General features: G+C 42.5%; 17 protein-coding genes. 7 read left to right on the top strand and 10 right to left on the bottom strand.

The annotated features are described in order from the left end of the window. Positions 1–8 precede the first annotated feature (8 nt). Together K7X70_RS22760 and K7X70_RS22755 are read right to left on the bottom strand one after the other, a co-directional pair. On the bottom strand, positions 9–1,346 hold the full coding sequence (locus K7X70_RS22760; RefSeq protein ID WP_222539208.1) for a RagB/SusD family nutrient uptake outer membrane protein: 1,338 nt from the start codon (positions 1,344–1,346) through the stop codon (positions 9–11). A 20-nt stretch (positions 1,347–1,366) separates the two neighbouring features. Continuing rightward, positions 1,367–4,441, bottom strand: coding sequence for a SusC/RagA family TonB-linked outer membrane protein (locus K7X70_RS22755; RefSeq protein ID WP_222539207.1), 3,075 nt, complete (start codon positions 4,439–4,441; stop codon positions 1,367–1,369). A gap of 507 nt (positions 4,442–4,948) precedes the next feature. On the opposite strand from K7X70_RS22755, the gene K7X70_RS22750 reads away from it, so the two are divergent. Continuing rightward, positions 4,949–5,518 (top strand): chemotaxis protein CheB, encoded by a 570-nt coding sequence (locus K7X70_RS22750; protein ID WP_222539206.1) that lies wholly within the window; start codon positions 4,949–4,951, stop codon positions 5,516–5,518. A gap of 66 nt (positions 5,519–5,584) precedes the next feature. On the opposite strand, the gene K7X70_RS22745 is transcribed toward K7X70_RS22750, so the two are convergent. Further along, a complete protein-coding gene (locus K7X70_RS22745) occupies positions 5,585–6,544 on the bottom strand; it encodes a helix-turn-helix domain-containing protein (protein WP_222539205.1) in 960 nt (319 codons plus the stop codon). 80 nt (positions 6,545–6,624) lie between these two features. Between K7X70_RS22745 and K7X70_RS22740 the strand changes: the two genes are divergently transcribed. Then, positions 6,625–7,782, top strand: a complete 1,158-nt coding sequence (locus tag K7X70_RS22740) for an FAD-dependent oxidoreductase (protein ID WP_222539204.1) — start codon at positions 6,625–6,627, stop codon at positions 7,780–7,782. On the opposite strand, the gene K7X70_RS22735 is transcribed toward K7X70_RS22740, so the two are convergent. The 7 genes from K7X70_RS22735 to K7X70_RS22705 all read right to left on the bottom strand — a co-directional run bounded on the left by K7X70_RS22735 (position 7,772) and on the right by K7X70_RS22705 (position 20,142). Further along, a complete protein-coding gene (locus K7X70_RS22735; protein ID WP_222539203.1) occupies positions 7,772–9,982 on the bottom strand; it encodes a TonB-dependent receptor in 2,211 nt (736 codons plus the stop codon). The genes K7X70_RS22740 and K7X70_RS22735 overlap by 11 nt on opposite strands. 82 nt (positions 9,983–10,064) lie before the next feature. Further along, positions 10,065–12,572 carry a zinc-dependent metalloprotease gene (locus K7X70_RS22730; RefSeq protein WP_222539202.1) on the bottom strand — a complete coding sequence of 836 codons (2,508 nt, stop codon included), beginning with the start codon at positions 12,570–12,572 and terminating at the stop codon, positions 10,065–10,067. 14 nt (positions 12,573–12,586) lie between these two features. Beyond that, entirely contained in the window at positions 12,587–13,156 is a 570-nt protein-coding gene (locus K7X70_RS22725; protein ID WP_222539201.1) for a hypothetical protein, read from the bottom strand. A 24-nt stretch (positions 13,157–13,180) separates the two neighbouring features. After that, on the bottom strand, positions 13,181–14,674 hold the full coding sequence (locus K7X70_RS22720; protein ID WP_222539200.1) for a RagB/SusD family nutrient uptake outer membrane protein: 1,494 nt from the start codon (positions 14,672–14,674) through the stop codon (positions 13,181–13,183). Positions 14,675–14,685: 11 nt separating this feature from the next. Continuing rightward, positions 14,686–18,006: a SusC/RagA family TonB-linked outer membrane protein gene (locus tag K7X70_RS22715; protein ID WP_222539199.1), complete on the bottom strand. Its 3,321-nt coding sequence runs from the start codon at positions 18,004–18,006 to the stop codon at positions 14,686–14,688. 241 nt (positions 18,007–18,247) lie between these two features. Further along, positions 18,248–19,450, bottom strand: a complete 1,203-nt coding sequence (locus K7X70_RS22710; protein WP_222539198.1) for a FecR family protein — start codon at positions 19,448–19,450, stop codon at positions 18,248–18,250. 92 nt (positions 19,451–19,542) lie between these two features. Beyond that, a complete protein-coding gene (locus tag K7X70_RS22705) occupies positions 19,543–20,142 on the bottom strand; it encodes an RNA polymerase sigma-70 factor (RefSeq protein WP_222539197.1) in 600 nt (199 codons plus the stop codon). Positions 20,143–20,301: 159 nt separating this feature from the next. Here K7X70_RS22705 and K7X70_RS22700 point away from each other — a divergent pair, with 159 nt between their 5' ends. The 5 genes from K7X70_RS22700 to K7X70_RS22680 are packed head-to-tail and all read left to right on the top strand — an operon-like array spanning position 20,302 to position 26,145. Beyond that, complete coding sequence (locus tag K7X70_RS22700) at positions 20,302–21,330, top strand: ABC transporter substrate-binding protein (protein WP_222539196.1); 1,029 nt, start codon at positions 20,302–20,304, stop codon at positions 21,328–21,330. Further along, on the top strand, positions 21,327–22,322 hold the full coding sequence (locus tag K7X70_RS22695) for a FecCD family ABC transporter permease (RefSeq protein ID WP_222539195.1): 996 nt from the start codon (positions 21,327–21,329) through the stop codon (positions 22,320–22,322). Before K7X70_RS22700 ends, K7X70_RS22695 begins: the two co-directional genes overlap by 4 nt. Continuing rightward, positions 22,319–23,089 carry an ABC transporter ATP-binding protein gene (locus K7X70_RS22690; RefSeq protein WP_222539194.1) on the top strand — a complete coding sequence of 257 codons (771 nt, stop codon included), beginning with the start codon at positions 22,319–22,321 and terminating at the stop codon, positions 23,087–23,089. Before K7X70_RS22695 ends, K7X70_RS22690 begins: the two co-directional genes overlap by 4 nt. A 1-nt stretch (position 23,090) precedes the next feature. Beyond that, on the top strand, positions 23,091–23,621 hold the full coding sequence (locus K7X70_RS22685) for a GNAT family N-acetyltransferase (RefSeq protein ID WP_222539193.1): 531 nt from the start codon (positions 23,091–23,093) through the stop codon (positions 23,619–23,621). Between the two features lies 1 nt (position 23,622). Further along, entirely contained in the window at positions 23,623–26,145 is a 2,523-nt protein-coding gene (locus tag K7X70_RS22680) for a TonB-dependent receptor (protein WP_222539192.1), read from the top strand. The last annotated feature ends 20 nt before the right edge of the window (positions 26,146–26,165 follow it).

Genomic DNA, 26,165 nt, shown 5'->3' with positions numbered 1-26,165 from the left:
GCTATAAATTAATACCCTGGGTTTTGTGTCACATCCGGATCTGATTGGATGTCTGAATAAGGAATGGGAAACAGCCAGTAATTCTTATTGGTGATTCCGAGTACAGTTCCTGCACGCTCAGTTCTGACCAGGTCAAACCAGCGGTGTGCCTCAAAGGCAAATTCAATCCCGTTCTCGTCTTCAATTGCCTGGATCAGCGCTGCTTGTGTAGTCGCTGTAGTGGCACCCACATCCGCCCTCGCTCTTACTGCATTCAAATCTGCTGCAGCCTCAGGCAGCTTGTTCAGCTGCGCTCTTGCCTCCGCTCGGATCAGGTAAAGTTCTGCAATGCGGATCAGGTAGGAAGGATCGGTGCTGAGCCCAACGGTGTTGTACAGCACGCCATAAACGGTAGCCCCAGTACCGGCAATCAGTGCTTTCCTGGCGCCACCAATATCAGGATTGTTCAATTTCGAGATCAGGCCATCTGAAGGTTTCAGTGTAAACTGCCCGCCAGAAGAACTAGGATACCAAAGGTTCCAATAGCTATTCCTGTCATTTGAGGAATAAGCCAGTTCCAAAATAGACTCTGCAGTTTGAAATGGCGCGGTGAAAAAGGATTTATAAGGTTTAACCAGCGTATATTTTGTATTGCTGATCACCTGTGTAGCATACGTTTCTGCAGCTGCCCACTGTTTTCTATACAGGTGCAATCTGGCGCGTAAAGCTCTTGCTGCACTTTTCTGTGCACGGTTTCTGGTGTTCGCATCCTCTGGCAGCAGCTGCTCAGCCTGAATCAGATCCGCCAATACCTGATCATAAGTCTGGTCCAGCGTACTGCGTTTGATACCTTTCAGCACAGACAGATCGTTGGTCGGTTTCAGCTGAAGCTGCACTCCTCCCCAGCCCCTGCCTAAATCAAAATAAGACAATGCCCGGATGAAATAGGCTTCCCCTAGGATTTTATTTTTCTCTGCATCCGTTAGCAAAGGATCATTCACCAATGGTACATAAGCAATTACGCTGTTGGCAGAATTGATCGTTCTGTAGAGACTCTGATAAGCAGCAACTGTGATCACATTATCCGTAGGTATCGCATTCTGGTCCAGCTGTAAATACTCACTCAGCGTTCCGTTGAAGATGACGTGATCTGCGGTAATCGTTCCCAATGTTGGATAAGAGGACGAATAGTAATTCTGCACCCGGTCGTAAGCACCAATAATTGCCGCTCTGGCGGTACTGACATCTGTGATTGCGCTTGAGCTGGGCAATGCATAATCTGGTAATTCCTCCAGGTATTTTTTGCAGGAAACAGAGAGCAGGACAAAAGCCAGGAGCAAGCTGTTTCTAAGATATGTTGTGTTCATTTTTTTCTGTTTTAAGATCATTAAAAGGTTACGTTTGCACCAATCTGAATGGTTCTTGGCTGAGGCACAGTTGCCCAGTCATAACCCACGGTATTCTGGTTGCTGGATTGTGAACTGACTTCCGGATCAAGACCTCCGTATTTAGTGAAAGTCAGCAGGTTTGTCCCCTGTACATAAACCCTAACTTTACTGATGCCAACTCTGGTCAGAATATCCTTGGGAAGTGTATAACCAAGGGTAACAGTTTTCAGTCTGATGAAAGATCCATCTTCCAGGTATCGGGAAGAAAGACTAGCTACATTTCCACCGTAGTTGTTTGCGGCACCGCCGTTTTCAGTCGGGTTTCCGCTATAGGTCGTCAGTCTTGGAATGTCGGTGATATCTCCCGGTTTCTGCCACCTGTCCAGCTGACGAGGCAGAAAGCCAATATTGGCCTGTGTACCGCCATGCACCATAAAGAAATCATTCATGTTCATGATCTTATTGCCCTGCTGGAAGTAAAAGAAGAAGCTGAAATCAAATCCTTTATAGCTGAGGTGATTCGTTAATCCGCCAGTGAATTTCGGCAATGCATTGCCTACAATCTGACGATCTGCGGAAGTAATCTTTCCATCCCCATTCAGGTCTTCATAAATCGCATTTCCGGTTTGCTGATCTACATACAATTGTTTATACAACTGAAATGAATTCACAGCATACCCTTCTCTTAAGATAGAAATATTTCTTCCTGAAGCCCCCAGACTGATATCCGAAGCCAGTTTTTCAATCTTGTTGTTGTTGAAAGAGATGTTGAAGTTGGTAGTCCACTGAAATTCATCGGTCTGAATATTAGTAGAATTAATGCCCAGTTCAAATCCTTTGTTCCTGACTGCCCCATAATTCTGTAAATAGGAAGAAAATCCTGAACGGTAAGGAACAGGAACGTTCAGCAGCAGATCATAGGTGTATTTATTGTAATAATCTGCCACAATTTCCAGGCGTTTCTTCAGGATGGTAAACTCGGTTCCTATGTTAAACTGTCTGGTGGTCTCCCAGGTCAGGTTAGGATTGCTCAGCTGTGTTGGTGCAATCCCTGGCTGCTCCAGGTAATTGGCTCCGGACGACCATAATCCTTGTGCAGCATAAGCACCTATCCCATTCTGATTGCCCGAAAGTCCTAGACTGGCCCTTATTTTCAGTTCATCAAAAACATTCAGTTGTTTGATAAAATCTTCCTGACTCAATCTCCAGGCGAGCCCTCCGGAAGGAAAATAACCCCAGCGTTTATTTGATCCGAATTTCGAAGAAGCATCGGCGCGGATACTTCCATCAATGGTATATTTTCCATCATAGGTATAACTGGCCTTACTAAAGAAAGAAATCAGGTTCGCTGCTGAACGTGATGCCGAACCAGAACGCGTAGCAGCTACTGATATCGATTTAAGACTGTTTGCAGCGAAGCCCGACCCTGAAGCCGAAGTACTCTGATTTAATACCGTGTTGATGGTATTCCCGATCAGCGCATTGATATTATGTTTCTTATCCGCTCCTAAGTTCCTCACAAAACTCAATACCTGCTCATTGGTGAGCGCGAGTATTTTGTTCTCACTGGAGGAGGCTGAGCCATTGCTCGCAATACCAGCACTGATTAGTGTATTGGAATAACTATTGTCATATTCGCTGGTATTGTCAATACTCCAGCTGCTGCGCAATTTTAATCCTGGCAGGAAAACATACTCACCATAGATATTGCCGATCGTTCTCCATCCTACGGCCTTACTGTCTATGTTGTTGATCAGCGCCAGGTGGTTATCAAAACTTCCATAACGCGCATAAGTACCGTCGGCATTGAAAATTGGCAGATAAGACCTTGGGAAAAGCGCAGAATTGATGACTCCTGTAGGGTTGTTATCACTGCCGCTCAGCTTTCGGTCTGAACGTGTAAAATTGATACTGGTTCCCACTTTCAATTTATCTGTTAAGTAATTATCATAATTGAACCGGCCAGAATAACGGGTATAGTTTGAGGGTTTCACAATAGATTCCTGGTTGAGGTAACCTAAGCCTATATAATAGGTGCTTTTATCGGTTCCTCCCAAGGTAGACAGCTCATAATTAGAGGTCCTAGCAGTGCGAAACAGCCCACTGATCCTGTCGTAAGTAGGCATACTTGCAGGATCAGGAAAAGGCAGCACCAAAGACGCAGGATCCAGGCCATTATCAATAGCGGTATTTATTCTGGATTCGTTGGTCAGCAAGGCGACTTCCGGCCCTGTGGCTACTTTGAATTTATCTACAGCAGTAGACCATCCCTGAAAGGTATTCAGGTTGATGGCCGCTTTGGTATTTCTTTTACCACGCTTTGTAGTCACGATGACCACCCCATTTGCGCCAAGAGATCCATAAATGGCCGTTGCATTGGCATCTTTCAGGATCTGGATGTCCTCGATATCAGAGGGATTTAAATCCGCCATCGGATTAGATGCGGCCTGATTTCCCAGTCCGGCGTTAATCGGATCATTGTTGTTTACAAACACCCCATCAATGATATACAAAGGATCTACAGATGCGTTGATGGAGTTATTCCCACGTACGCGGAAAGTAATCCCTCCGCCCGGAACTCCTGAGTTGGTAGTGACCTGTACACCGGTCGTCTTTCCTTGCAGCAGCTGATTAAAACCACCTGAGGGTTGATTCTGTACCACCGAGCCGCTCACACTGCTGATCGCACCGGCAATGTATTTCCGCTCCTGGGTACTATAACCGGTCACCACCAATTCGTTCAATTGATTCAGTGTTTCCTCCAGCTTGATCGTCACGGGACTGCCGTTCACGGTCAATATTTTCTGGTCGTAGCCAATAAAACTAACTACCAATATATAAGGAAAACTCTGACCGGTTACAAAGCTGAATTTACCATCTGAATCGGTTGACACAGTATGAGTCGTTCCTCTGATTTTAACTACTGCCCCAGGTAGTGGCTGATTAGTACCTGCATCCAGCACAATACCATTAAGATGAGATTTGATAGTCGGACTTACCTCTTGTGCGCTGGCAATGGCAGTCCAGAAAACGCACAAAACGAGGTAGAACCCTTTTTTGTAAAGATTTTTCATTGTTGTTGTTTAGGAAATTTTAGACAAAATATTTCCATTAGCCCCCCCCATTGGTGGCTTCAGAAAATTTTAATTGAGTATTAGTTTAAATCCGAAAGGGATTTTGAAAGATGTTAATAGCCGATGCTATTACAAAAAAAACAGCTGCATACAGGAGGAAACGATGCGCTGTAAAGGTGTCCGAAATGATCCGAATGAAGGTTCGCTTTTTTCACAAAAGCCGCGGATAGTAAAGAGTGTTTCATGCTTGCAAATTATAAAGTCTACTAATTTAATAGGATAAATCTAAGACTATATTTTTACTTCTCCAAAATAAACTACTAAATTAATAGACTTTATTTCAGATAGCGCTCCTAACACCACCTAATGGGATGCGCAAATCGCGTATGAACTTAGATTGATCGCTGAGAAATAGAAATACTAATATTAAAATTGAAATTACCGAACCGATCACAAAAGAGAAACCGGATTAATTGACCATATTAGCTAAAAACCGCTAATCCCCTCATGAAGAATAAATACCTTATCGCTTTAGGTGCATCAGCTGGCGGGCTCGCTGCTCTGGCTGAATTTTTCGACCATACACTTCCTGATGCCGTTTCTTATGTGATTACGACACATTTGTACCCGCATCAAAAAAGTATGCTGACCGAAATCATACAAAGACATAGCAGTCTTGAGGTGTGTGAAGTAGAAAACGACATGCCAATACAGCCCAATATCATCTATGTGATGCCCGAAAACAAAGTCATGTCTATCAATAATGGCAGTCTGATTTTAACTACCCGAGACCTATCTGTAAAAGTAAACATGGCCATTGATATATTTTTCAATTCATTGGCGACAGACACCATATTTAAAAAAATTGCGGTGATATTATCGGGAATGGGTGAAGATGGCACGAAAGGGGTGCAAATGATTTCCGAAGCAGGCGGCTATGTAATTGCCCAGATCCCTGAATCTGCCGCTGAAGACAGCATGCCCATTAGTGTTATTATCTCCGGATATGTGGATGAAATCCTATCTCCTAAACAAATGCCGCAAGCCATCATTGACTACGTGAAAAGATCCTCTTAAATAGCACATACAGCAACTCGTTTACTGTACAAATGATGTCCTAAGGATACATGATCTCAGCTCTTGCTAAGCCGAAGAATACTTCTTTGGCTTCATGCCGATATGCTGTTCAAAAACCCTCGAAAAATGACTGAGATTGGTAAAGCCCAGCTGGTATCCTACTTCCGACACCGTCAGCCTTTTTTCTTTTAACAACCTTGCGGCTTCCTGCATTCTAGAGCTTTGATAATATTCAAAAACGCCTTTCCCGAAGGTCTGTTTAAATAGTTTTCGAAGCTTGGGTTCACTCATGCTGGCTGCCCTGGCCAATGAAGCAATATCTGGGGCTTGATTTAAGGCAGACTGCAGTCGTAATTTGATGGTATAAATTGCCTTCATATCTTCTATATGCATCCCACTCGTGGCAACGGCTTCTCTTTGCAGCAATTGGGCGAAAATATAGCACAGCAGCTCTTCACACTTGAGTTTATAATAATGTATTTCCAGACTTTCAGGGATGGTTTGCCGCACCATCTCGCCAGCTGTCTGGATCATTTCAGCAGTAATACCGGTTTCAAATACAAAATTGTTTTTGGCTTCCAGGATACTGGCTACCACAGGGTGATCTATTCCACCGAAATACTCCCGCAGGTAATGCCGGGAGGCCGCAATCGTTACACTGCTGAAATAAGTATTAGAAGGCATAGAAATAACAGATGATACGGCCTGCATCCCAATAAATACACTGGCTTGTTCTAACGGAATTTCCTTTTCAGCAGGCATTGGAGCAAAAACCCCACTAAGAAAAAAGATCACATTGTCCTGCCCTTCGGCCAGTAAATTGGTCCTTTCCAGCAATATTTCTTCTTTCAGGTAATAGTTACGAACCATCATTCGCAGATCGCTTCCCCAGTTGAAACCTGTCAGATAGCCTCCACCCTTGTCCTTTGGAATGTAGAAAAAACGACCCCGAACACTTGCCCCTATCGCCTTTGCAAACTCAGCCATGATCCCTGAGCCATTCTCATCTACTACCGATACTTTCATTTATGACTGTTTTTATATTAAATTGAGCTATTTTGACTATAAATATAGTAGTAATTTTGTTTAACATAAATAAGAAAGATATGTTATTACAAGATAAACAAATCGCCATTATTGGCGGAGGGCCCGGTGGATTGACACTAGCCAGGCTTTTAATACAACAAGGTCTCCATGTCAAAGTATATGAAAGAGATGCCGATCGAAATGTCCGTCAGCAGGGCTCTACTTTAGACCTTCATGAAGGAACTGGCCTGAAAGCACTGGAAGTTGCAGGATTGCTGGAAGAATTTAAAAAACATTACCGTCCCGGAGCTGATAAAATGAAAATCATCAACAGCCAGATGGAAGTTTTATTAAACGACCATGCAGCAGCAACTCATGAAAACTTTGGCCATGAACATTTCCGCCCGGAAATCGATCGTGGTCCGCTCCGCGACCTCTTGATCGCCTCCCTGGAAGAAGATGACATCGTTTGGAATGCGAAATTCAAGGAGATGAAGCCTGCCGGAGCTGGCTGGGAATTGTCCTTCGACAATGGCAGCAGCGCCTATGCAGACCTGGTGATTGCCTCAGATGGTGCCAATTCTAAGGTCAGGAAATACCTCACGGATATTCCAGCCATATATTCGGGCGTCACCGCTATTGAGGTCAATATTTATAACGCTGAAAAGAACGCCCCGCAGCTATGGCAACTCGCCAGCGGAGGAAAACTATTTGCGCTGGAAAATGGTAAAACGATCTTCTTTGGTCCCAAAGCAGATGGTACACTCAGTTTTCTCATCGGATTGAATGTATCAGAAGACTGGCTAGCCAATTCCAACATCGACTTTAGCGAGAAATCACAGGTGGCATTATGGTTTCAGCAGGAGTTTGCAGACTGGAGTAGCAATTGGCAGTCTCTATTTGCTACAGATGAAATATGGATCATGCCAAGACCAATGTATCACTATTCGACAGATCAAAACTGGAATACACTGAACAATCTGACGATGATTGGAGACGCAGCGCACAGAATCCCGCCTTATGCAGGAGAAGGTGCTAATCAGGCTTTGGCTGATGCTTTGGAGCTTTATGAAGCACTATGCCTCGGACAATTTGAAACGATCCAGCAAGCCATCGCTTCTTTTGAAGGCAAGATGAGGGCACGAATGGTAGAAATCACGGAAGAAACGCTGCAGAATACAGCAGTGATGCATTCCGCGGATAACCTGCAATTTTTGATGGGCTTTTTTAATGGTTAAAATCATCCCCATCTATATTCATTAAAAAGCTCAACAACACACTCCGCCTGGCTGGAGGCAAAATTGCAGTCCTCCGGCTCCCATCATAGGCATACCGATATCCATACAAATTCTTAAATCCGAATGCATTATTCAGGTTAAGATTAAATGCAGAAAAACCTTTAAGCCAGTTTGGTAAATGGGTAATCCCCAAACTGATATTGTGGTTATTCTGCGTTCTGTCACTCATAAAAACTGGGTTTAAGGGATTATAATAACTCCTGCCCGTACTAAAAGTATAGGTTCCTGAAAACTGCCAATGAACATTTGAGATGCTCCTCATAACCACTAGATTAAAGGTATGCTTAGGAGCGAAAGTTGGCCTGGCCGAACGCTCAAAATCAATATAATTTCTCTTGGTATCCAAATAGGAATAAGAAACATAATACTCCGTTAAATCAATGCTTTGTTTGTCTTTCCAAAAAACATCAAAACCTCTCGAATAACCTTTCCCATTATTATTAAATGCTTCAATTTTCAAAGGTGGCCCATAAGCCTGAAACCCTGAAAAAACCGGAGTTTTAATCTTCACAAGATCCTGATAATCTTTTTGGTAAACCGACAGCCTCAACACCCTAAAAAGCACTTTTAATTCATATTCCAACGCGTATTGAATGGATTTCTCGTAGTCCAGCGCAGCAGTCTGTGTTAGAAAACTGTCGTCTGGTTTTTGGTAATACCAGCCATAAGAAGCAACTAATTTATGACTGGGATCAAGCTGATAATATAACGCGGTACGGGGTGCCAGATTCAGTTGATGAAGGTAAGCCGAAGACTCCATTCTCAAACCTGATTTTAAGTTAAGCTGATCCGTAAAATAGAGTTCCGATTCTGCAAAACCCGCAGCGAGTACATCGCTGTATTTTCTAGACATACCTGCATAGCCCTCCGACCTCTTATTTTCAAACAATTCAGCCCCAATATTGAGCAGTGAGTTTCCCCTGAACTTCCGACTAAGAAACACTTTTTGATGCCAGACTTCATCATTTTGAAAATACGCAGCAGCATTTCCCGGCCCTGATTCCCCTATAGTTACTTGACCTGACTCCAGGGTTTTATTATAAGATACTCCAGCAAACAACTTCCAATCCCCAGTGATAAAATCCTGGTAATTTGCATTGACATACACATTTTTATTCCTGTTGTACAGCAGGTCTTTTGCCGGATAGTTTGGATTATTGATATAAAATGAAAGCTGGGTATCGCTGTAATCGGCAAACACCTTGAACATGCCTGTTTCCGAGGTTTTGTATTTATAATGCAGCGACAATTGCTTTTGCTCAGGATCTTTTTTCCATTCCGTGTATTGCGGTACGATTTTATGATACGGTGAAAAGTTATAATAATTTCCACCCAGCATTAAAGAGCTGTTCTTAAAGCGATGGGTATGCGCGGCACCAAGCCCCAGGTCAACCACAGAAAATTCTGTGGAAGATTTCGTCGCCACTCCTCTGGTGTCCATCGTTAAAACAGAAGATAAGGCTTGTCCCGCAACTGCGCTATACCCATTGGTGCTGAAAGTCGTTTTGTCAAATAGGAATGCCGAAAACCTGCTTCTATTGGCAAGATCTGGCAGCCGACTACCAAAAGCATTCTTCACCAGCATGCCATCAAATAATACGGTCGTTTCCGCGGCTGTACCACCACGCACAAAAAAACCCGTCTCATTTCCTGCAGGAGCAGCACCTGGATAGGTTTGCAGTGCCGCAGTTACATCAGCCGCCGCACCAGCAGTCAGTACCATCGCAATCGAGCCAAGCGTGTAATCCCGGTTAACCTCCGTCAGATTTCTTGTATTCAAAATCTGAATTCCAGCCAGGTTCTGGTTATTCTCATGGAGTGTAAAGTTGGCCTGCAAGCTATCTCCTTTAATCAAAACCCGCAAACTGTCGGCCAGATAACCAACCGCAGAAACCCGCAGCAGGTAATGACCAGAAATATTCGTCTTTAACTTAAACTGCCCATTGGCATCCGTGATCGTACCTAAACCCGGAACGGGAGTCGGAATAAGACCGGTTCCGAAATTCAACACCCTCATACTCACCCCTGGCATTGGCAAACCCTCTGCAGACTGGACTTTCCCTGACAATACCGTTTGTCCGGAACTAAAAAAAACAGACAATACAAAGCCTGCAAGCAGCAACATCTTCTTGTGAAACATTATAAAGAAAAAATGAAAGAAATGGGAAGAAAAAAACAGCCTCCGGTATTAAACCAGAGGCTGTCCATATTGAATTTAAGACTTAACTTTTTGAATTTAGAACTTTAGAGATTCTATTCTCTAAGTCCGTTAAATGATATTTATTTAAGGAATCATGAGTTTTAGGAATGGCCTGTTTAAGACTGGATTGCAGTGCTTTTAATTCGGCTTTCACAAGAGAATAAACATCTGTTTCTGTAGTTCCAGGTACTTTAGAAATAACAACTTCCAACAATGAACCAACATAACTCTTCTGTAAGTTTCTCCGGTAGCTATCCATTTTTACAGATGGCGATTTTAGCTCTTTCCAAATGCTGTTGTGTACGCCATTTAAGTGTTCCACTACGGTATAAGTCCCTTTTCCAAAACGTAAATTATTGGCTAGAATCTGATGCAATACCGAAATGTCCAGCAATGTATTCAGCGTTTTAATCTGCATATCTTCCACAAAGTTTGAACCTGTAGGATTTTGTTTCGGATCAAATGTAGGATCCATATCACTGTCCTGAATATTAGCATTCAGCAACCAAGTCGGAGTAGTAAACAACTCTTTATCAAAAAACTGAATGGCTTCTAGCTGTAATTTTCTAGGCGTAGCCGAATACACAGGAAGTTTTTCATCTTCACTACTATACGTTCTGTAAATACCGCCAACATTGCTCAATACATGGTTCAGGTATCTGTAATATTGCTTCAGTAAATCAGAATGCGTTCTTTCCGTGTTCCCATATAAACCACCTTTTTCATAAGTCCATGTTTTTAAATTTGGAAGGATGCGTTTCAGGTTCTTAATTCCATAGCTGCTCGCTTTCATAGAATTATCACCCAGGTCCTCTGTTTGCACGCGTGGGTCCCCACGCTTAGTTTCCCCATCACCGAACCATAACCTTGGGTTTTTGCCCACACGGTCTACGATCCATTGCTTTACAATTTTCTCATCTTCCTCGGCTGTAGCAGCATGACTGCTTTTATAACCCCATTCTATCGCCCATTGGTCATAATCACCAATTCTTGGGAACAAATATTTCTGCGGAATATGATCTTCTGGCTGAGCCACATAATTGAAACGTGCATAGTCCATGATACTGGCCGTATGACCGTATTTTTTCAGATAATTCAGATTTCTTAAACTATCAACTGGTGTTTTACTGCTGGATCCAAAGTTATGGCGTAACCCTAAAGTATGCCCTACCTCATGACTGGAAACAAAACGGATCAGCTGACCCATCAGTTTCTCATCAAACTTCCCTTTTCTGGCTTCCGGATCTGTAGCACCCGCTTGGATCAAGTACCATTTGTTTAACAAGTCCATTACGTTATGGTACCATCCGATATGTGTTTGAATGATCTCTCCACTCCTTGGATCGGCAATATGAGGCCCATAAGCATTGGCCACTTCCGATGGAAAGTAATTGATCATAGAATACCTGATGTCATCTATATGCATCGTGGTATCATTTTCAGGCCATGGCTTTCCGATGATTGCATTTTTAAAACCTGCTTTTTCAAATGCCACCTGCCAATCAGAAACCCCATCAATCAGTGGCTGTACCCATTGTTTTGGCGTAGCCGGATCAATATAAATCACAATTGGTTTTTTCGGCTCTACCAATTCGCCTTTTTTCCATTTTTCTACATCCGCATCCTTCGGCTCCAATCTCCAGCGAGAGATAAATTTTTTAACTTCTGCGCGCTGCTGATGATCATCAAATTGTTTATAATCATAACCAAAATAACCTACCCTTTTGTCAAAAAACCTTCTTTGCATCGGTATTTTAGGAAGCAAAACAAAAGAAGTATTGGTCTCCAAACTCACTGGTGAGGGATTAGGATTAACGAGATTCGCCTTGGACATCATTGTTTTGCTAATCGCAATTTCCACATTAATTGGATAGGCGCGAATAGACTCAATGGTTACATTTTTCATGAAAGAGGAAGTCAGATTTCCTTCCAGACTCACACCAGGATTGATGCTATTGATAAAATTGACATCCATTAAAAACTTGGAAACATCTATAATGCAGCTGCTCGAATCTTTGGAATACGCAACAATTGGAAAACTAGCTACCAATGGGTTTAAACTGGATCGCAAAACGGCTTTATTGATAGCGCTATTTGGATCAGCCTCACTGATTAGGATGTTATAGCGAATGCGTATAGACGAATCTGCTCCTTTTTCAAACTGAATGGTTTTTTCGTCCAGCTGTTCCCCTGCATACATGCCATAACCACCAGGGGCTTTCGATAGACTGTTAATGACCATCACATCTCTTTTCAACAGGCTATCTGCAATTTCAAAATAAACGGTATCTCTATAACGGTGTACACCAAACAAACCCTTCTGCGTTTTAAAGTTTTTGTTAATGATTGATTCGTAAGGTTTGATCTTCTTATTAGGATCTATTTTCGGTTTGTCTGCTGCTTTTTTGGTGGTATCCGCAACTGCATTTTTAGCCTGTTTTGAACGTTTGCTCTTTTGTGCAAGCGTCACCATAGAACTGCTCAGAAAAAGACCGAGCAATAGATATTTACTGTATTTAATAATATTCATTGTTTGATTTGAAATTAGTTTTCGATGGAGAATTGATCGGTTGCTTTTACACTGGTTACCCCAGGTAGGCTATTCAAGAGCTGGGTAAAGCCTTTCGCTCTGATGGCAGACTTTGCATCTGATAGAATGATTACAGGAATGCTGAAGGAATGCTCCTTTTCCAAGTTGTAATCTACTCTATTCCCCTGCTGCTGACGGTCACTGCGCAAGTCGATCATGACTCCTTTGTTTTCCGTTTTAGCCCATTGTGTCAGGTAGATAGAGGCAAAAGGCTTGAACATGTTCACCAGGTTCAAGGCAGCCTCATCGGCTGCTGCATCCCCAAGCGGAATACAAATGTATTGACCGCCACTGCCCCGTTCTCCGAGGTTGACAATATCTGCTTCAAAGGTCATCCCACAGGAAGTATACCCTCGCCTGGCCACAAACTCCTCCTCCAGGTTAAATGATGAGCCGCTAAAACGGGGCATTTTTTTTCGTTCAATAGGCACATCTCCAGCGCCTTCGCAGGAAGACAACAGGGAAATGCTTAGCGCAATCAGGGCATAGCCCTTCCAGCCCTTGTTTAATAAATAAGGTTTCATGGTTTTATATGTGATTTGATTTTTTTAGTATCCTGGGTTTTGCGTAAGATTTGAATTGGCAAGAATTTCAACGGGAGGAATAGGGAACAGCAGGTCATCAGCCCTAATACCCTGTTTTCCGGGTACCGCCGACAAGACAAGAATTGCTTTACCAGTTCTTTTCAGGTCAAAGAAACGATGACCCCATTCTGCAAACAACTCCACTCTTCGCTCCTGTGCAATTGCGTTTAGCAAACTTTGCTGATTTGCTGCCGCTGTTTTCCCCAGTCCAGCTCTGTTCCGGATCAAGTCAATGTCCTCTGCAGCCAGACTGATTTTATTGAGCATTGCCCTCGCCTCTGCCCTGATCAAATGCAGTTCTGCTAACCTGATCAGCACGTAATTGGTTTTATCCTTCTCAGAATTAGGATATTTGTTAGCGAAATAAGTCTTCCTCCCAAAATAAGGCGCATCAATCGGACTTGGGTTATAATTTAACCAAGTAATTTTTCTTTGGTCATCGGGTTCAAAAGCATTCACCAGCTGTTCCATTACTGCTATTCTTGGTATCAATGCAGTTTCAAATTCAGGGTAATTATTCGGATCTAAAAAAAATTCCTGATCAGATACCGACAAAAATGATAAAGGAACAAGCGGCAAAAAATGGGTCATTTCATTAATCACACCCACATTTGTACTCGGGTTTATTCTGAATTGAAGCACAGTTTCCTTGCTATCCGGATCAAATGCATGTCCCAAGGCTTCTAATTTGTAGGCAGAATTCGCAATCACCTGATTCGCATAGTTCTCGGCATTATCCCAATCCTGCATGTACAAATAAACTCGGGCAAGTAAGGCTTGTGCCGCCACTTTATTGGCCTTGGTATTACTCATCGCAGCGGCTTCAGGATCAGAAAAAAGTATGATCGCCTCCTTTAAATCGGCAATGATCTGTCCATATACTTCCGCCCGACTGGCTCTTTTTAACCTGATCGTCTTTCGATAGTCGCTGCTCAATGGCAAGGGAATATCTCCAAAGAAATTGGTGAGGTAGAAAAAACTGAAGGCCCTAAAAAATCTGGAAGAAGCTTTAAGCTCAATCCGCTTCACTTTGGTCAGTGTTGTCGCTGTTGAAGCAGCCTCTCCATCCAGGATGGCATTGGCCGTATATATTGTTTTGTAGGTCTGCATCCATAAAACACTCTCCGAAACGGTGTTGTTCACCAGTATTTTATTGCTGTTGATTTCCTGCTCTTCTGCAAATAACACCCCATTACTAAGGCCCAGCTCGTCTGCAGCCATTCCTCCATACATGGTTGCTCCTCCATTTAACATCGACAGCGTTCCATCACTAGAAACCATTTGGCTATACATACCAGCCAAAGTTTGGTTGGCCTGCTCGTCAGAAGAAAAAATCTTAGCACTGGTCACCGTATCTATGGGCTCATCTATATCCACTAGTTTCTTACAGCTCGTCAATAAAAGCGCAATACCAATGACTGCGCAGCTCAAATATCTATAAGTCATTTTCATCATCATTTAGTATTATATTAAAAACTACAGTTTAAACCGATGGTAATGGTTCTTGTTAATGGCTGGGACCCAAATTGTCTGACCTCAGGATCCAGGCCATGATAGTTACTCAGGACAAAAATATTATCACCAGTCAGATTCACAGACAGATTGCTGATACCTATCGAATTTAACCGACCAACAGGTAACAGATAAGCTAACTGAAGACTTTGAAGTCGAATAAATGACGCATCTACATAAGCGGCATCGGAAGTCGAATAATTGTTATTGCTGGTTTTGTTGACCGTAGTCAATTTAGAAAAGAGGGCCCGATCACCTGGATTCTGCCAGGTATTTTCATACTCATACACACTCCTGTTTTTGTTATCAGACGGTCCGACTCTTTCTGAACCCTTTTGTTTGAAATAAGTAAAACCGGCCGTTAAGGAAAGATTTTTATACCTGAAACTTTGGGACATCCCTCCAAAAAAATCTGGGGAAGTATTGATGGCGATCACACGGTCATCAGTTCCAGTACCACTTGGAATATTAGTCACATATAATATCTTACCATCACCATTAACATCCTGAAAAGTATTTTCTCCCGTTTGAGGATCTACACCAGTAAAATGAAAAACATAGGTATTATTGAGGGATTGCCCAATTTTATAACTCGCATAATAAGGAGATTCCTCAAATTTAGGGTACCCTGCTAATATATTTTTATTTTTCGAAAAATTAAAACCTGCTTGCCAGGAGAAGTTTTTAGTATCCATTATTCTTGCAAAAAAACTCAATTCAATCCCGCTGTTCTCCACTTCCGCTGGTGAGTTTAAGACCACATTAGTAAAACCGGTATAACCAGGCGTTGGGAAAGACAATAACTGATTATTGGAATAATCACGGTATAAGGAAATATCCAGGTTGACCACATCCTTAAAGAAGGCAAGTCCTAAAGCAACTTCCGACTTTTTATTTTGCTGCCAATGAAAATCATCATTTGGCTGAATCTGAGGAACAAGTGGATTAACACCTTCGTAAGGCTTCATTTTTGTGCCAGAAGCATTAGATCCCCATTGTGTTAAATACTGATAGTCTCCAATCCCATCGCTTCCAATAACTCCATAACTTCCCCTCAACTTAAGTAAACTAATAAATTTAGGTAGGCTATTTTTTATCCAAGGTTCTTCAGAAGCAATCCAGGCTGCCCCAATAGAACCAAAATTCCCAAAACGATTGGCAGGACCAAAACGGCTGCTGCCATCACGTCTTCCGTTTAAATTGAGGATATATTTATTTTCCCAATTGTAATTTAACCTTCCAAATACACCTAGATATTTATGAAATAATGCACTTTCTTGATTCTCGAAAGTGGTCGCAGAGTTGATACTTTGCAATTGTTCATCGGAAGCAAATCCTCGGGCCGTCAATCGTGTTAATTTTGTTGAGGTGGATTGAAAGGTAGCACCAAGCAATGCATTTAATTTACCTTTTCCAATAAATATATTGTATTCTGCCTGAGGTTCTATCACCACATTTTTCACATTGGTATTTGCGGAAGAAATACTCGACTGTGCCGTTGGATTTGTGACCAGGTTAAAAGCAGAAAGAGGGTTAGTAAATCGTTGATCTGAAGACATTGAATTATACCCCAGGTTTACATTCACGGAAAGATCCTTAATTAAAGAATATCCTAAATTCAAACTCGAGGTCAAGGAGGTTCCACTGCCCTTGCTTTTACTTTGTGACATACTAAATTCAAACATATTGTCTTGCCACTGGCCAAAATTCAATTTTCCTTTTTCATCATAAGGTTCCGGTCCATTTGGAGGTAATATGGCGATATTGCCTAAACTGCTGGCATTGTTCATATAACTGGCAAAAGAATTCGAGAAAGTCATGCTGAAACGCTGATCCAGACTTTTATGCGATAGGTTTGAAGAAACTGAAATTCTTTGATTTGCTCCACTCACTACTGCAACATCCTTTACACGGTTAGCTGCAATCGAAGTTCTGAAACTTGTTTGTCCATCACCGCCCGACAACCCCGCCTGGAAATCGGTATATTGACCCGAATATCCATAAAGGTAATCCTGCCAATCTGTGTATCTATTTGGATCATATTTTAACAGTTCAGGGGCATTAATCGCTGTTGGCGTTATGCCATCATTTTTAAAAGCCTGCCTCCTCATCTCCAAGTACTGTTCAGTATTTAATAAATCCCATCTTTGAACCACTCGTTTCAGCCCCTGCTTCCCGCTTGCATTCAACGTTGTTTTTCCAGTCTTTCCTTTCTTTGTAGTGATTAGAATTACCCCATTTCCACCACGACTTCCGTAAATTGCCGTAGCATCAGCGTCTTTTAAGACTTCTATAGATTCTATATCCGCTGGATTTATGCCATACAATGGACTAATCCCACTGGAGTTAGCCAAACCACCCTGGTCCAATCCCGGGGAAATATAACTTTGGGTTTCGTTGCCAGAACCACTTTTTTTTGCTCCCAGAACCGTTAAAGGTACACCATCAACAATATACAGTGGCGCCCCGCTAAAATTAGAATTGATAGAACTTCTTCCGCGTAATTCCACTTTCGGTACACTCATGTCATTGCCGTCGGAGCGCGTAATCTCCAGTCCAGGAACCAAGCCCTGAAGCGCAAGTAATGGATTTACGGCCAACTGCTTGCTGATATCCGAAGCGGTCACCCTAACGATATTTCCTGTAGTTAAACGCTGTGTTGTTCGTCCATAAGCCTGCACCACTACTGCATCCAAAGCATTGGTGGTTTCTTCCAGTTTAATCAAAAACTCCCTTTCTTTGCCAACCGGAACATGCTGAGTGATATAACCGATATAACTGCAGACTAAGGTATCTGTTGGGAGCACATCACGAATTGCAAAACGACCATAGGTATCTGCATAAACCGCTTTTTTAGTTCGTTTAACCATCACTGTTGCTCCAGGCAGACTGATACCATTTTTCTTCGTCCAAACTGTACCACGGATGACATTGTCGTCGAACTGATGGCCGATGAGCTCAACCACTGTTTCTACATATGACTTTTCTTTAACTAGGATCGTATTTTCTTCAATCCGATAGGTAAAACCAGTCCCTGTTAAACACTGTTTTAAAGCATCAGCCACAGTTCCGTTCTTCACATTGAGCGCCACAGTTATCGGTTTCTTAATGACATTGGAGTCATACAAAACATCGTAACCGCTTTGCTGACGGATTAATTTCAGTGCTTTTTCTAAGCTGATATTCGTTTGGTTGATGTTGATTTTCTGAGCAAAACCACTGGCGCTAACTTGCAGCATAGCAGTAAATGCAATTAAAAAAATGAGTTGAATACGCATAATAATCTTTCGCCTTAGGGATGGACTGAGTTGGTTAGGCTTCAAGTCCGGGCATATACTCAACTTCTGCCAACAGGATTTTATCCTGTAGGAGAAATTACTACTAAAATTCATACATTTGAGTTGTTGGGTTATTGGTTTAGTTGTTTGTTCGCATAAATAAGTATTCAAGGATAATCCAATACATTTCAGGAGTGTTAGCGCACTCCTGAATCTTTGAGATTCCCTGAGAAAAGTAGAGTTACTTCATCACGGTTACCCTCCTTCCATCGATTTTAATTTTTATGCCTGCGATTGGTTCAATAATTTTGATGACTGCGGAGATGTTTTTTGAACGGGATACCCAGCCGCCCAGCTTAATGGCTTTTGGATCCACCCCCTCAAAAACAACTTCTACATCATACCAGCGCTCCACTTTTTTCATCACACTGGCCAGGTCTTCATCTTTAAAAATAAAGTCTCCATTTTTCCAGGCCATGACGGTTTCCAGATCTGCTTCTTTTATTTTTAAACGGTCGTTCTCTAAGTTCAATATCGACTGCTGACCAGGTTTCAGTAAAAGCGAATACGATTTACTGCTTGTCTTCACTCGTCCTTCCAGCAAAGTGGTGACTTGATTTTCATCATCAGCATAGGCATTGACATTGAAATGTGTGCCCAGTACTTCCACAGACTGCTGACTAGTATGCACCACAAAAGGCTGGTTATCCCGGTGCGCCACTTCAAAATAAGCCTCACCTGTTAGACTAACTTCTCTCTTTTTTCCATTAAAAGCATTGGAATATTTAAGAGAAGAAGCTGCATTTAACCAGACCTCGGTGCCATCTGGAAGCTGTACCTCATATTGCCCTCCTCTAGGCGTTTCAATGGTATTGATGGATTTATCATCGCCATTGTCTTTCCCTTTAATCCGATAGATCAATTTTCCATCTTTTGTTTTCGTCAACTCTACTCCATCTTCCACTGCCTGACTTCCATTTTTCATGGTATCCAACAAAATCACTTTTCCGTTACTCAACACCAAACGTGCTTTATTGGAGCCCGGACCAATCAGGTTGGCCGCAAACTCCTGTTCTTTTTTATAAGTATAGTTATCGTAAGCAAAGAAGCCTGTCCCCAGAACAATTGCAACCGAAGCAGCAATAGCGATCCAGGCCCAGCGCTTCCTGCCAGAGCGTAGCTTTAAAGTTATAGGAGTTGTTATTTCTGATGTTGATGCTGCTGATTTATTATGTAGAACTGCATTTAAAATCTGATTTTCCTGCTGTGCAGATAGCGGACTTTGATGCGGTATGAAGTTTTCGTAGTGCTGATCGATCAGCGTTTTCAGCTGCCCGTCAAACTCACCCGAATGAATCAGCTGCATCAGTTCTTTTACCTCAGCATTGCTGCCTTGTCGTTTAAAATACTGCTCAAATAAATAGGAAAATCTCTGTTCTTGCATAAATTCATTAAATGCGACTTTAAAATCAGCCTCATTTATTACTAAAGAGTTAAAATCTGGGAAAAGGGGGTAATGGAAATCAAATATTTTTTTTAACTGCTGAAATAAGCAGTGGTCAGCACCAAAATGATGCTCATGTCCATACGGCCATTCACATCTTTCCGAATAAACTGGACGGCCAGCTGGATGTGTTTTTTAACGGTTTCCGGAGATAGCTGAAGTGCTTTTGCAATTTCCTCATGCTTTAACCTATCGTACCGGCTCATCTTATACACCTTTTGTTGTTGCTCCGGCAATTTATCAACTGCCATCTCAATCAGTTTGCGGTAATCATCCGCTGGGTTATCCAGCTTTTCCAAGGCCAGTTCATGCAGCACATCTTTTTCAAATACTGCATGTGAAACACTTTTAGCCGCCATCTTTTTGAGTACTAAAAAAGTTTCATTTCTACATAAAATGTATAGGTAGCCACTGAAATTTTGAATATCCGGGAGCATTTCCCGCTTCAGCCAGATCTTGATGAAGGAATCCTGAATAATCTCTTCTGTGACTTCCACAGAATCCGTGAGCTTAAATACAAATTCGGCAAGGGGCTTTGAATACCAATGGAATAATTCCGCAAACGATCGTTCGTCACCATGCGCTATTTTTTTTAGCACATGCGCTTCATTGTCCAGTGGTGTTACTGCCATTGTTGATTTTCCCCTTTATGTTGAATTATTATAAACCAATATTATAAATAATTTGGGATAAATCAGCTGTTTTTTACATCACAAGCCAAAATTTGGATTCTAAGCTCGCTCTAATACTCAACTTATCCTCCTCACATCCGATCATTATATAATTGTAATATGCAAAAGACACCTTACCATTGTATGTTCTCCCTGCTGATATTGGCTTTATTATTCAGCTCCTGTCAGCCTAAACTAATCGACAAAAATCAGACATTCCATCCCATAACGGCGGTTGACGCGCTTGGCGATACCATCCGTCTTAGCACACCTGCGCAAAGCGTAGTTTCCCTCGTGCCTGCTGCCCTTGATGCACTTTACATGCTGCAGGCAGATAGTGCCATCGTTGGAATTCCGAATCGCGTTTATACGGATCCTAATGTATTTCCTTATTTCTCAAAACTTGACACTCGGATCAAAGCGAAGCTGCTCGCCACGCCTACGTTAACCGAAAGCGGAATGAGTATGGAAACCATCATCAAGTTAAATCCAGATCTGGTGATCATCCAGTCCAATCAAACTGATGCGATTCAAATGCTGAAAGAACTGGGCATTCCGGTATTCGGCATCACTTCTCAAAACTTCGGACAACTCAATCAGGAGGTCCTGAACCTGGGCATCCTTCTTGGAAAAGCAGCCAGAGCGAAGGAGTTGATCGCCTTTACGGAAAGCAAAATCCAGATCCTTAAAGAAAAAAACAAAAGCATCAGCAATAAGAAAACCATTTACTACTCCTGGTCCGGCGGAAGAATTTATTCGACTACCGGCAGAAAAGGACTGATCAACGATTGCTTTGAAATGGCTGGATTGGAGAATGCCTGTCCTTATGAAATTGATGCGCCCAATATCAGTCCCGAAACCCTCATCAGCTGGAATCCAGACATCATGCTGCTTTGGAATACGGACGAAAGTGTGTTATACCAGCAAAAAGAACTGTCTTCTTTAACCGCCTTGAAAGAGAAAAAAGTATTCAATCTTAGTCCGCCATTCCTATACGACCCGCATACGCTTAAAATTGTTCTGGCTTCTATTGCTATCCACCATTACAGTTACCCAAGTACTGCTGCGACTACGCTTAATGCAGAACAGCTGGAAATTCTTTCTGCATTGTATGGTACAGAAAAGGCTAAACTCATCTTAGAATTATGATCCGTCGTATATTAATCAACACTGTTATTTATGGTTTACCGATCCCAGTACTGATCATTTCCTTACTAATTGGTTCTTCCGACAATATTGGAATTGCCGCTTTTTGGGACTGGATCAAAAGCCTGATCAATCCCAGTCATGCAAGTCCGCTGGTAGTGGAGAATGTCATTTTTAACATCCGGTTACCAAGAGCATTGATGACTTTCCTGGTAGGCGCAGCGCTTGCTACTGCCGGAGGAGTGTTACAGGCAGTTTTTAGAAATCCATTGGTAGATCCATTTATTCTGGGCATCTCTTCCGGGGCGGCGTTTGGAGCCTCATTGGCCATCTTAATTCCCTTACTGTCTATCCACATCTCTGCCTTTATTTTCGGGGCCGCAGCCGTATCCCTGACCTATATTTTTGGCTACACCAAAAACTCTTCTTCAATTACCATTATCCTGGCGGGGATGATTGTATCAGGAATGTTTTCCGCCAGTCTTGCTTTAGTACAATACCTGAGCGATCCTTTCAAATTACAAGCCATCATTCAATGGACGATGGGCAGTTTACACCTGAGTTCCTGGCATAAAGTTCAGCAAGCGGTTTTGCCCATCAGTTTTGGACTGCTCGGTTTATATTTAATCCGCTGGAAGCTGAACCTTTTATCTCTTGGAGATGATGAAGCCAGAGCCGTGGGCGTAAATCCAATCTATATCAAAGTCATTGCGGTTTTACTGACCACATTGATCACTGCTGTTGCCGTAGCCAGTGCCGGTATCATTAGCCTTTACGGGTTATTTGTACCGCATATTGTACGTATGCTGGTGGGTGCCAGCAATACCAGAACTACTCCGGCAAACATCTTCTTTGGCGGCACATTTCTACTGATCATCGACAATTTCTGCCGGACCGTATTTCCATACGAAATCCCCATCGGAATTTTCACCATGATCATCGGTGCGCCCTTTTTTATATTCCTCATTAAGAAACGAAAAATCAACTGGTCATGAGTGTAGCTGCGATAAAAATAGAAAACCTATCCTATTCCATACAAGGCAGACAAATACTGGATAATGTTTCCCTAGCTCTGTCTGCTAACCAGTTTAGCGTCATCCTTGGCAGAAATGGCTGTGGAAAATCAACGTTATTTAACCTGATTACGGGAAAATATCCTAAACCCGACGGGATCATCAGGCTGATGGGAAAAGAGCGTTCGGGAATCCCGCAAAAGAGTTTAGCGAAGACCATTGGCTTTCTTCCTCAGTTTCATCAAAGTGTTTTTCCCTTTTCCGTATACGATGTGGTGCTCACTGGAAGGGCTGCCTTTTACAGATTTGGCCCCTCGAAGGAAGATCATGAAATCGTGGAGCAGACCCTCCTGAACATGGGGATCTCAGCGTTAAGGAACAAATCCTATACCGACCTGTCCGGTGGTGAACGTCAATTGGTATTGATCAGTCGCGTGATGGCCCAAGGTCCGGAAATTCTCGTACTCGATGAACCAACCAACCATTTAGACCTCCATTTCCAGACCTTGGTTTTAGAGAAGCTAAAAGCTTATTCCCGCAATGGTCACACGGTGATCTGCATCATGCACGACCCGAATATGGCCAATATTTATGCGGATCATATTTACTTCATCACGGAAAAGAAAGCTTACCACAGCAAGTTACTGGAAGCAGAGAATTTTTCGGCAAACATCTATGAAGAACTCTATGACACCCCATTAATGAGGGTTCAAGTGAAAGATAAAACAATCATTATTCCCCAATTCTAATATGGCTTATTCTCTAATTACGGATCACACTGTGACCTATATATCCAGTCCGAAAGGCGCACAAATAGCCCGTGCCAGAGGTTTTTCTGTCCGTTCCAGAAAAGAATTATTCCCTATGCTGTGTCATGACCATCTGCCTAAAGATTTACAGGCTTTTGAAGAGACTTACAACAACGGAAATGCAGGAATTTTCTTAATTGCAACCACTAAAACCGGTCAGATTACAGGCTGTATCGCAGCCCTTCCTTATGACCATAGATTTGGTCAATTTGAACTTTCCTCAAAGGGACTGACTTATGAAGTCTGCCGTTTGTATGTAGTGCCTGCTTATCGCCATCAAAACATCGGCCGGAAGTTGTTTACAGCGCTCCATATCAAACTCCAAAAACAAGGTGTAAAACACCTGTATTTACACACGCATCCCTTTCTAGATGGCGCACAATTATTCTGGGAAAAGATGGGCTTTGAGTTCTTAATCCAAGATCAAGAAGCGCCATTTTACACCATTCACATGCAACAACTGATATCATAATATGAAGTACATTTATTTAATTTTCTTCCTTTGCTTTTTGAGCAGCCTATCTTTCACCCATCAGGCAAAGGCTCAGGAAAGAGGCCATATTGTAGGCTTGATCCAGGATGAACAGGGCATTCCTGCTTCAAACATCAACATCCGCATTTCCACCGGGCCCATTGTTTCCGGTGGCCTTGTGTTACCAACCGTCCCTGCTGCTCCTGCTACCCCTGGAATCCCCAACGTTTCCAGCTCAAGAAAGAGCGACCAGCATGGTGCATTCTCTTTCCAAAACCTTCCTTTTGGCGAGTACCAACTGATCTTTACCGGGGTCGGATTTCAACCCTATATCCGCTCCGTTTCCATCAATGAAGCACAAAAAGAAATCGAAATGAAAGTAACTTTGAAAAGTTCTGACGATCAATTACAAGAAGTCGTAGTCATGGGCAGAAAGAAACAATCATACGTCAATACGAAAAGCTTTATCGGCTCGAAAATAGAGTCCAAAATCACCGAAATTCCACAAACCATTTCTGTGGTGACGAAGGAGCTGATGGAAGATAAACAGGCTTTTATAATTACCGATGTGGTAGCCGATTTACCTGGTGTGACACAGTTCTCTGCTTATGATGATTTAACCATCCGGGGGTTTAGAAATGGTAATGAAAGTGGCTTCCGACTGGTGAATGGCCTTCGTTCCGGATATGGCTATGGGACCAGTTATTTCAGGGTTCCTTTAACGCTCAATCTGGAAAGTGTAGAAATCCTGAAAGGCCCTGGTGCGGCATTATTTGGGGATATCAGTCCGGGGGGAACCGTAAACATGAATACCAAAAAGCCATTGGAAGAACGCAGACACAGCATTGCCGTTGCTGCCGGGTCGTTTAACACCATCCGCACCATGATGGATCTCACCGGCCCGCTAGACGAGGAAAAGAAAATCCTTTACCGGTTAAACCTCGGACATGAAACCACCAATACTTTTCGGGACATCAATGCCCGTAAATCCTTTATGATCGCACCTACTTTCACCTTCAGGCCGACCGAAAACACCACCATCAATGCGGAAATTAATTACAGCAATTTTGATGGTTACCTGGACAGAGGAATGGGCATCAGAGGCGGAGATTTTTACGCATTGAAGCGCAGTTTTACCTTAAGTCAGCCGAGTGATTATTTTAAGGTGAACGACATTTCCTTAAATGCTTCCCTAAACCACCGCATTAACGATAAACTTTCTTTCAATGCCAATTACATGAAATTCATTTATGCGGAAAACCTGTCGGAACACCGTACCCTGAATACCTTTGCCGATGCGCCTTTGAATACCATCATGAACATGCGTTACCTTCAAAAGCAAACCAAAGAATATACCGATAATGTATCCGCATACCTGCATTACAAAGGCGGAGTAAAAGATTTCAAACATGATGTGGTTGCTGGTCTGGATTATGTAGGTTACGAAACCGATAAAGGAGGTCACCAATGGGAAGCCAGAAGCCAGACCATAGATGGAAAAGTTGTGCCTTTAAGGTTCGATCTCAGCAACCCTACTTATGAATTGAGAAATCCGGCATTGTACAACCGACTGCCTTTAGCACAGTTCTTTGTAGATTACCTAAATTCTTCTTACCAAACCACCGGTATTTTTATACAAAACAGAATTCGCTGGAGAGAAAAACTGAACATCTTATTCGGGTTGAGGTATGAAAACTATGGCGACCAGCGTAAATTTGAAGGGGCCAGTTATGAAAAAGTAAAGCAATCCGTTTTCTTACCAAGGATCGGATTGACCTATGCCATCAACCAGCAGTTTAATTATTTCGTGAGCTACAGCCAGGGCTTCATCCCCATCAACCCTCAATTCGTCCGCAATCCAGAGAATTATGGCCGTACAGAACCTTTCAAAAGTCAGACGAGCTATCAGGTAGAAACCGGTCTGAAAACCGAGTTTTTTAACCAGCGCCTCTTTTCATCTGTATCGTTCTACCACATTGAACGTCAGAATATGCTGGTCAACACCGGACAAATTGCCGATAACGGAAACCCGATCTACAGACAAAATGGTAGGGTAAAATCTCAAGGTGTCGAGTTTGACCTGAAAGGCAACCTGTTCCCATTCTTAAATATCAGCGCCAACTACGCTTTTAACCTGACAGAAGTGATGGAAAGTGACCTTAAATTGGAAAAAGGCATGATGAATGCCAATGCGCCGAAACACCTGGCCGCAGTTTGGGCAAAATACACCCAACGCGATGGTGCCTTAAAGGGCTTAGGAATTGGCCTTGGCGGACAATATGTAGGCAAAAAGAGAATGGAAAATACGGTGCAAAATATCCATTCTGGGGAATTAGAATGGAACTTCTGGCCTTCTTATTTTGTAGCGAATGCCGCCGTATATTACAAATTGGACAAGATGAGTTTCTCCATCAATGCCAACAACTTGTTCGACAAATACTATTTTGTTGGTGGATTTGACTATACCAGAGCATTTCCCGGAAGTCCGAGAAACTTGATGACTGCCATAAAATATACGTTCTAGAAATCTATTGGCCTGAAGGG

Source organism: Pedobacter polysacchareus (assembly GCF_019802255.1).
GTDB classification, from domain to species: domain Bacteria; phylum Bacteroidota; class Bacteroidia; order Sphingobacteriales; family Sphingobacteriaceae; genus Pedobacter; species Pedobacter polysacchareus.
The sequence above is the reverse complement of the archived record's forward strand: the minus strand, read 5'-3'. Positions and strand labels throughout refer to the sequence as shown.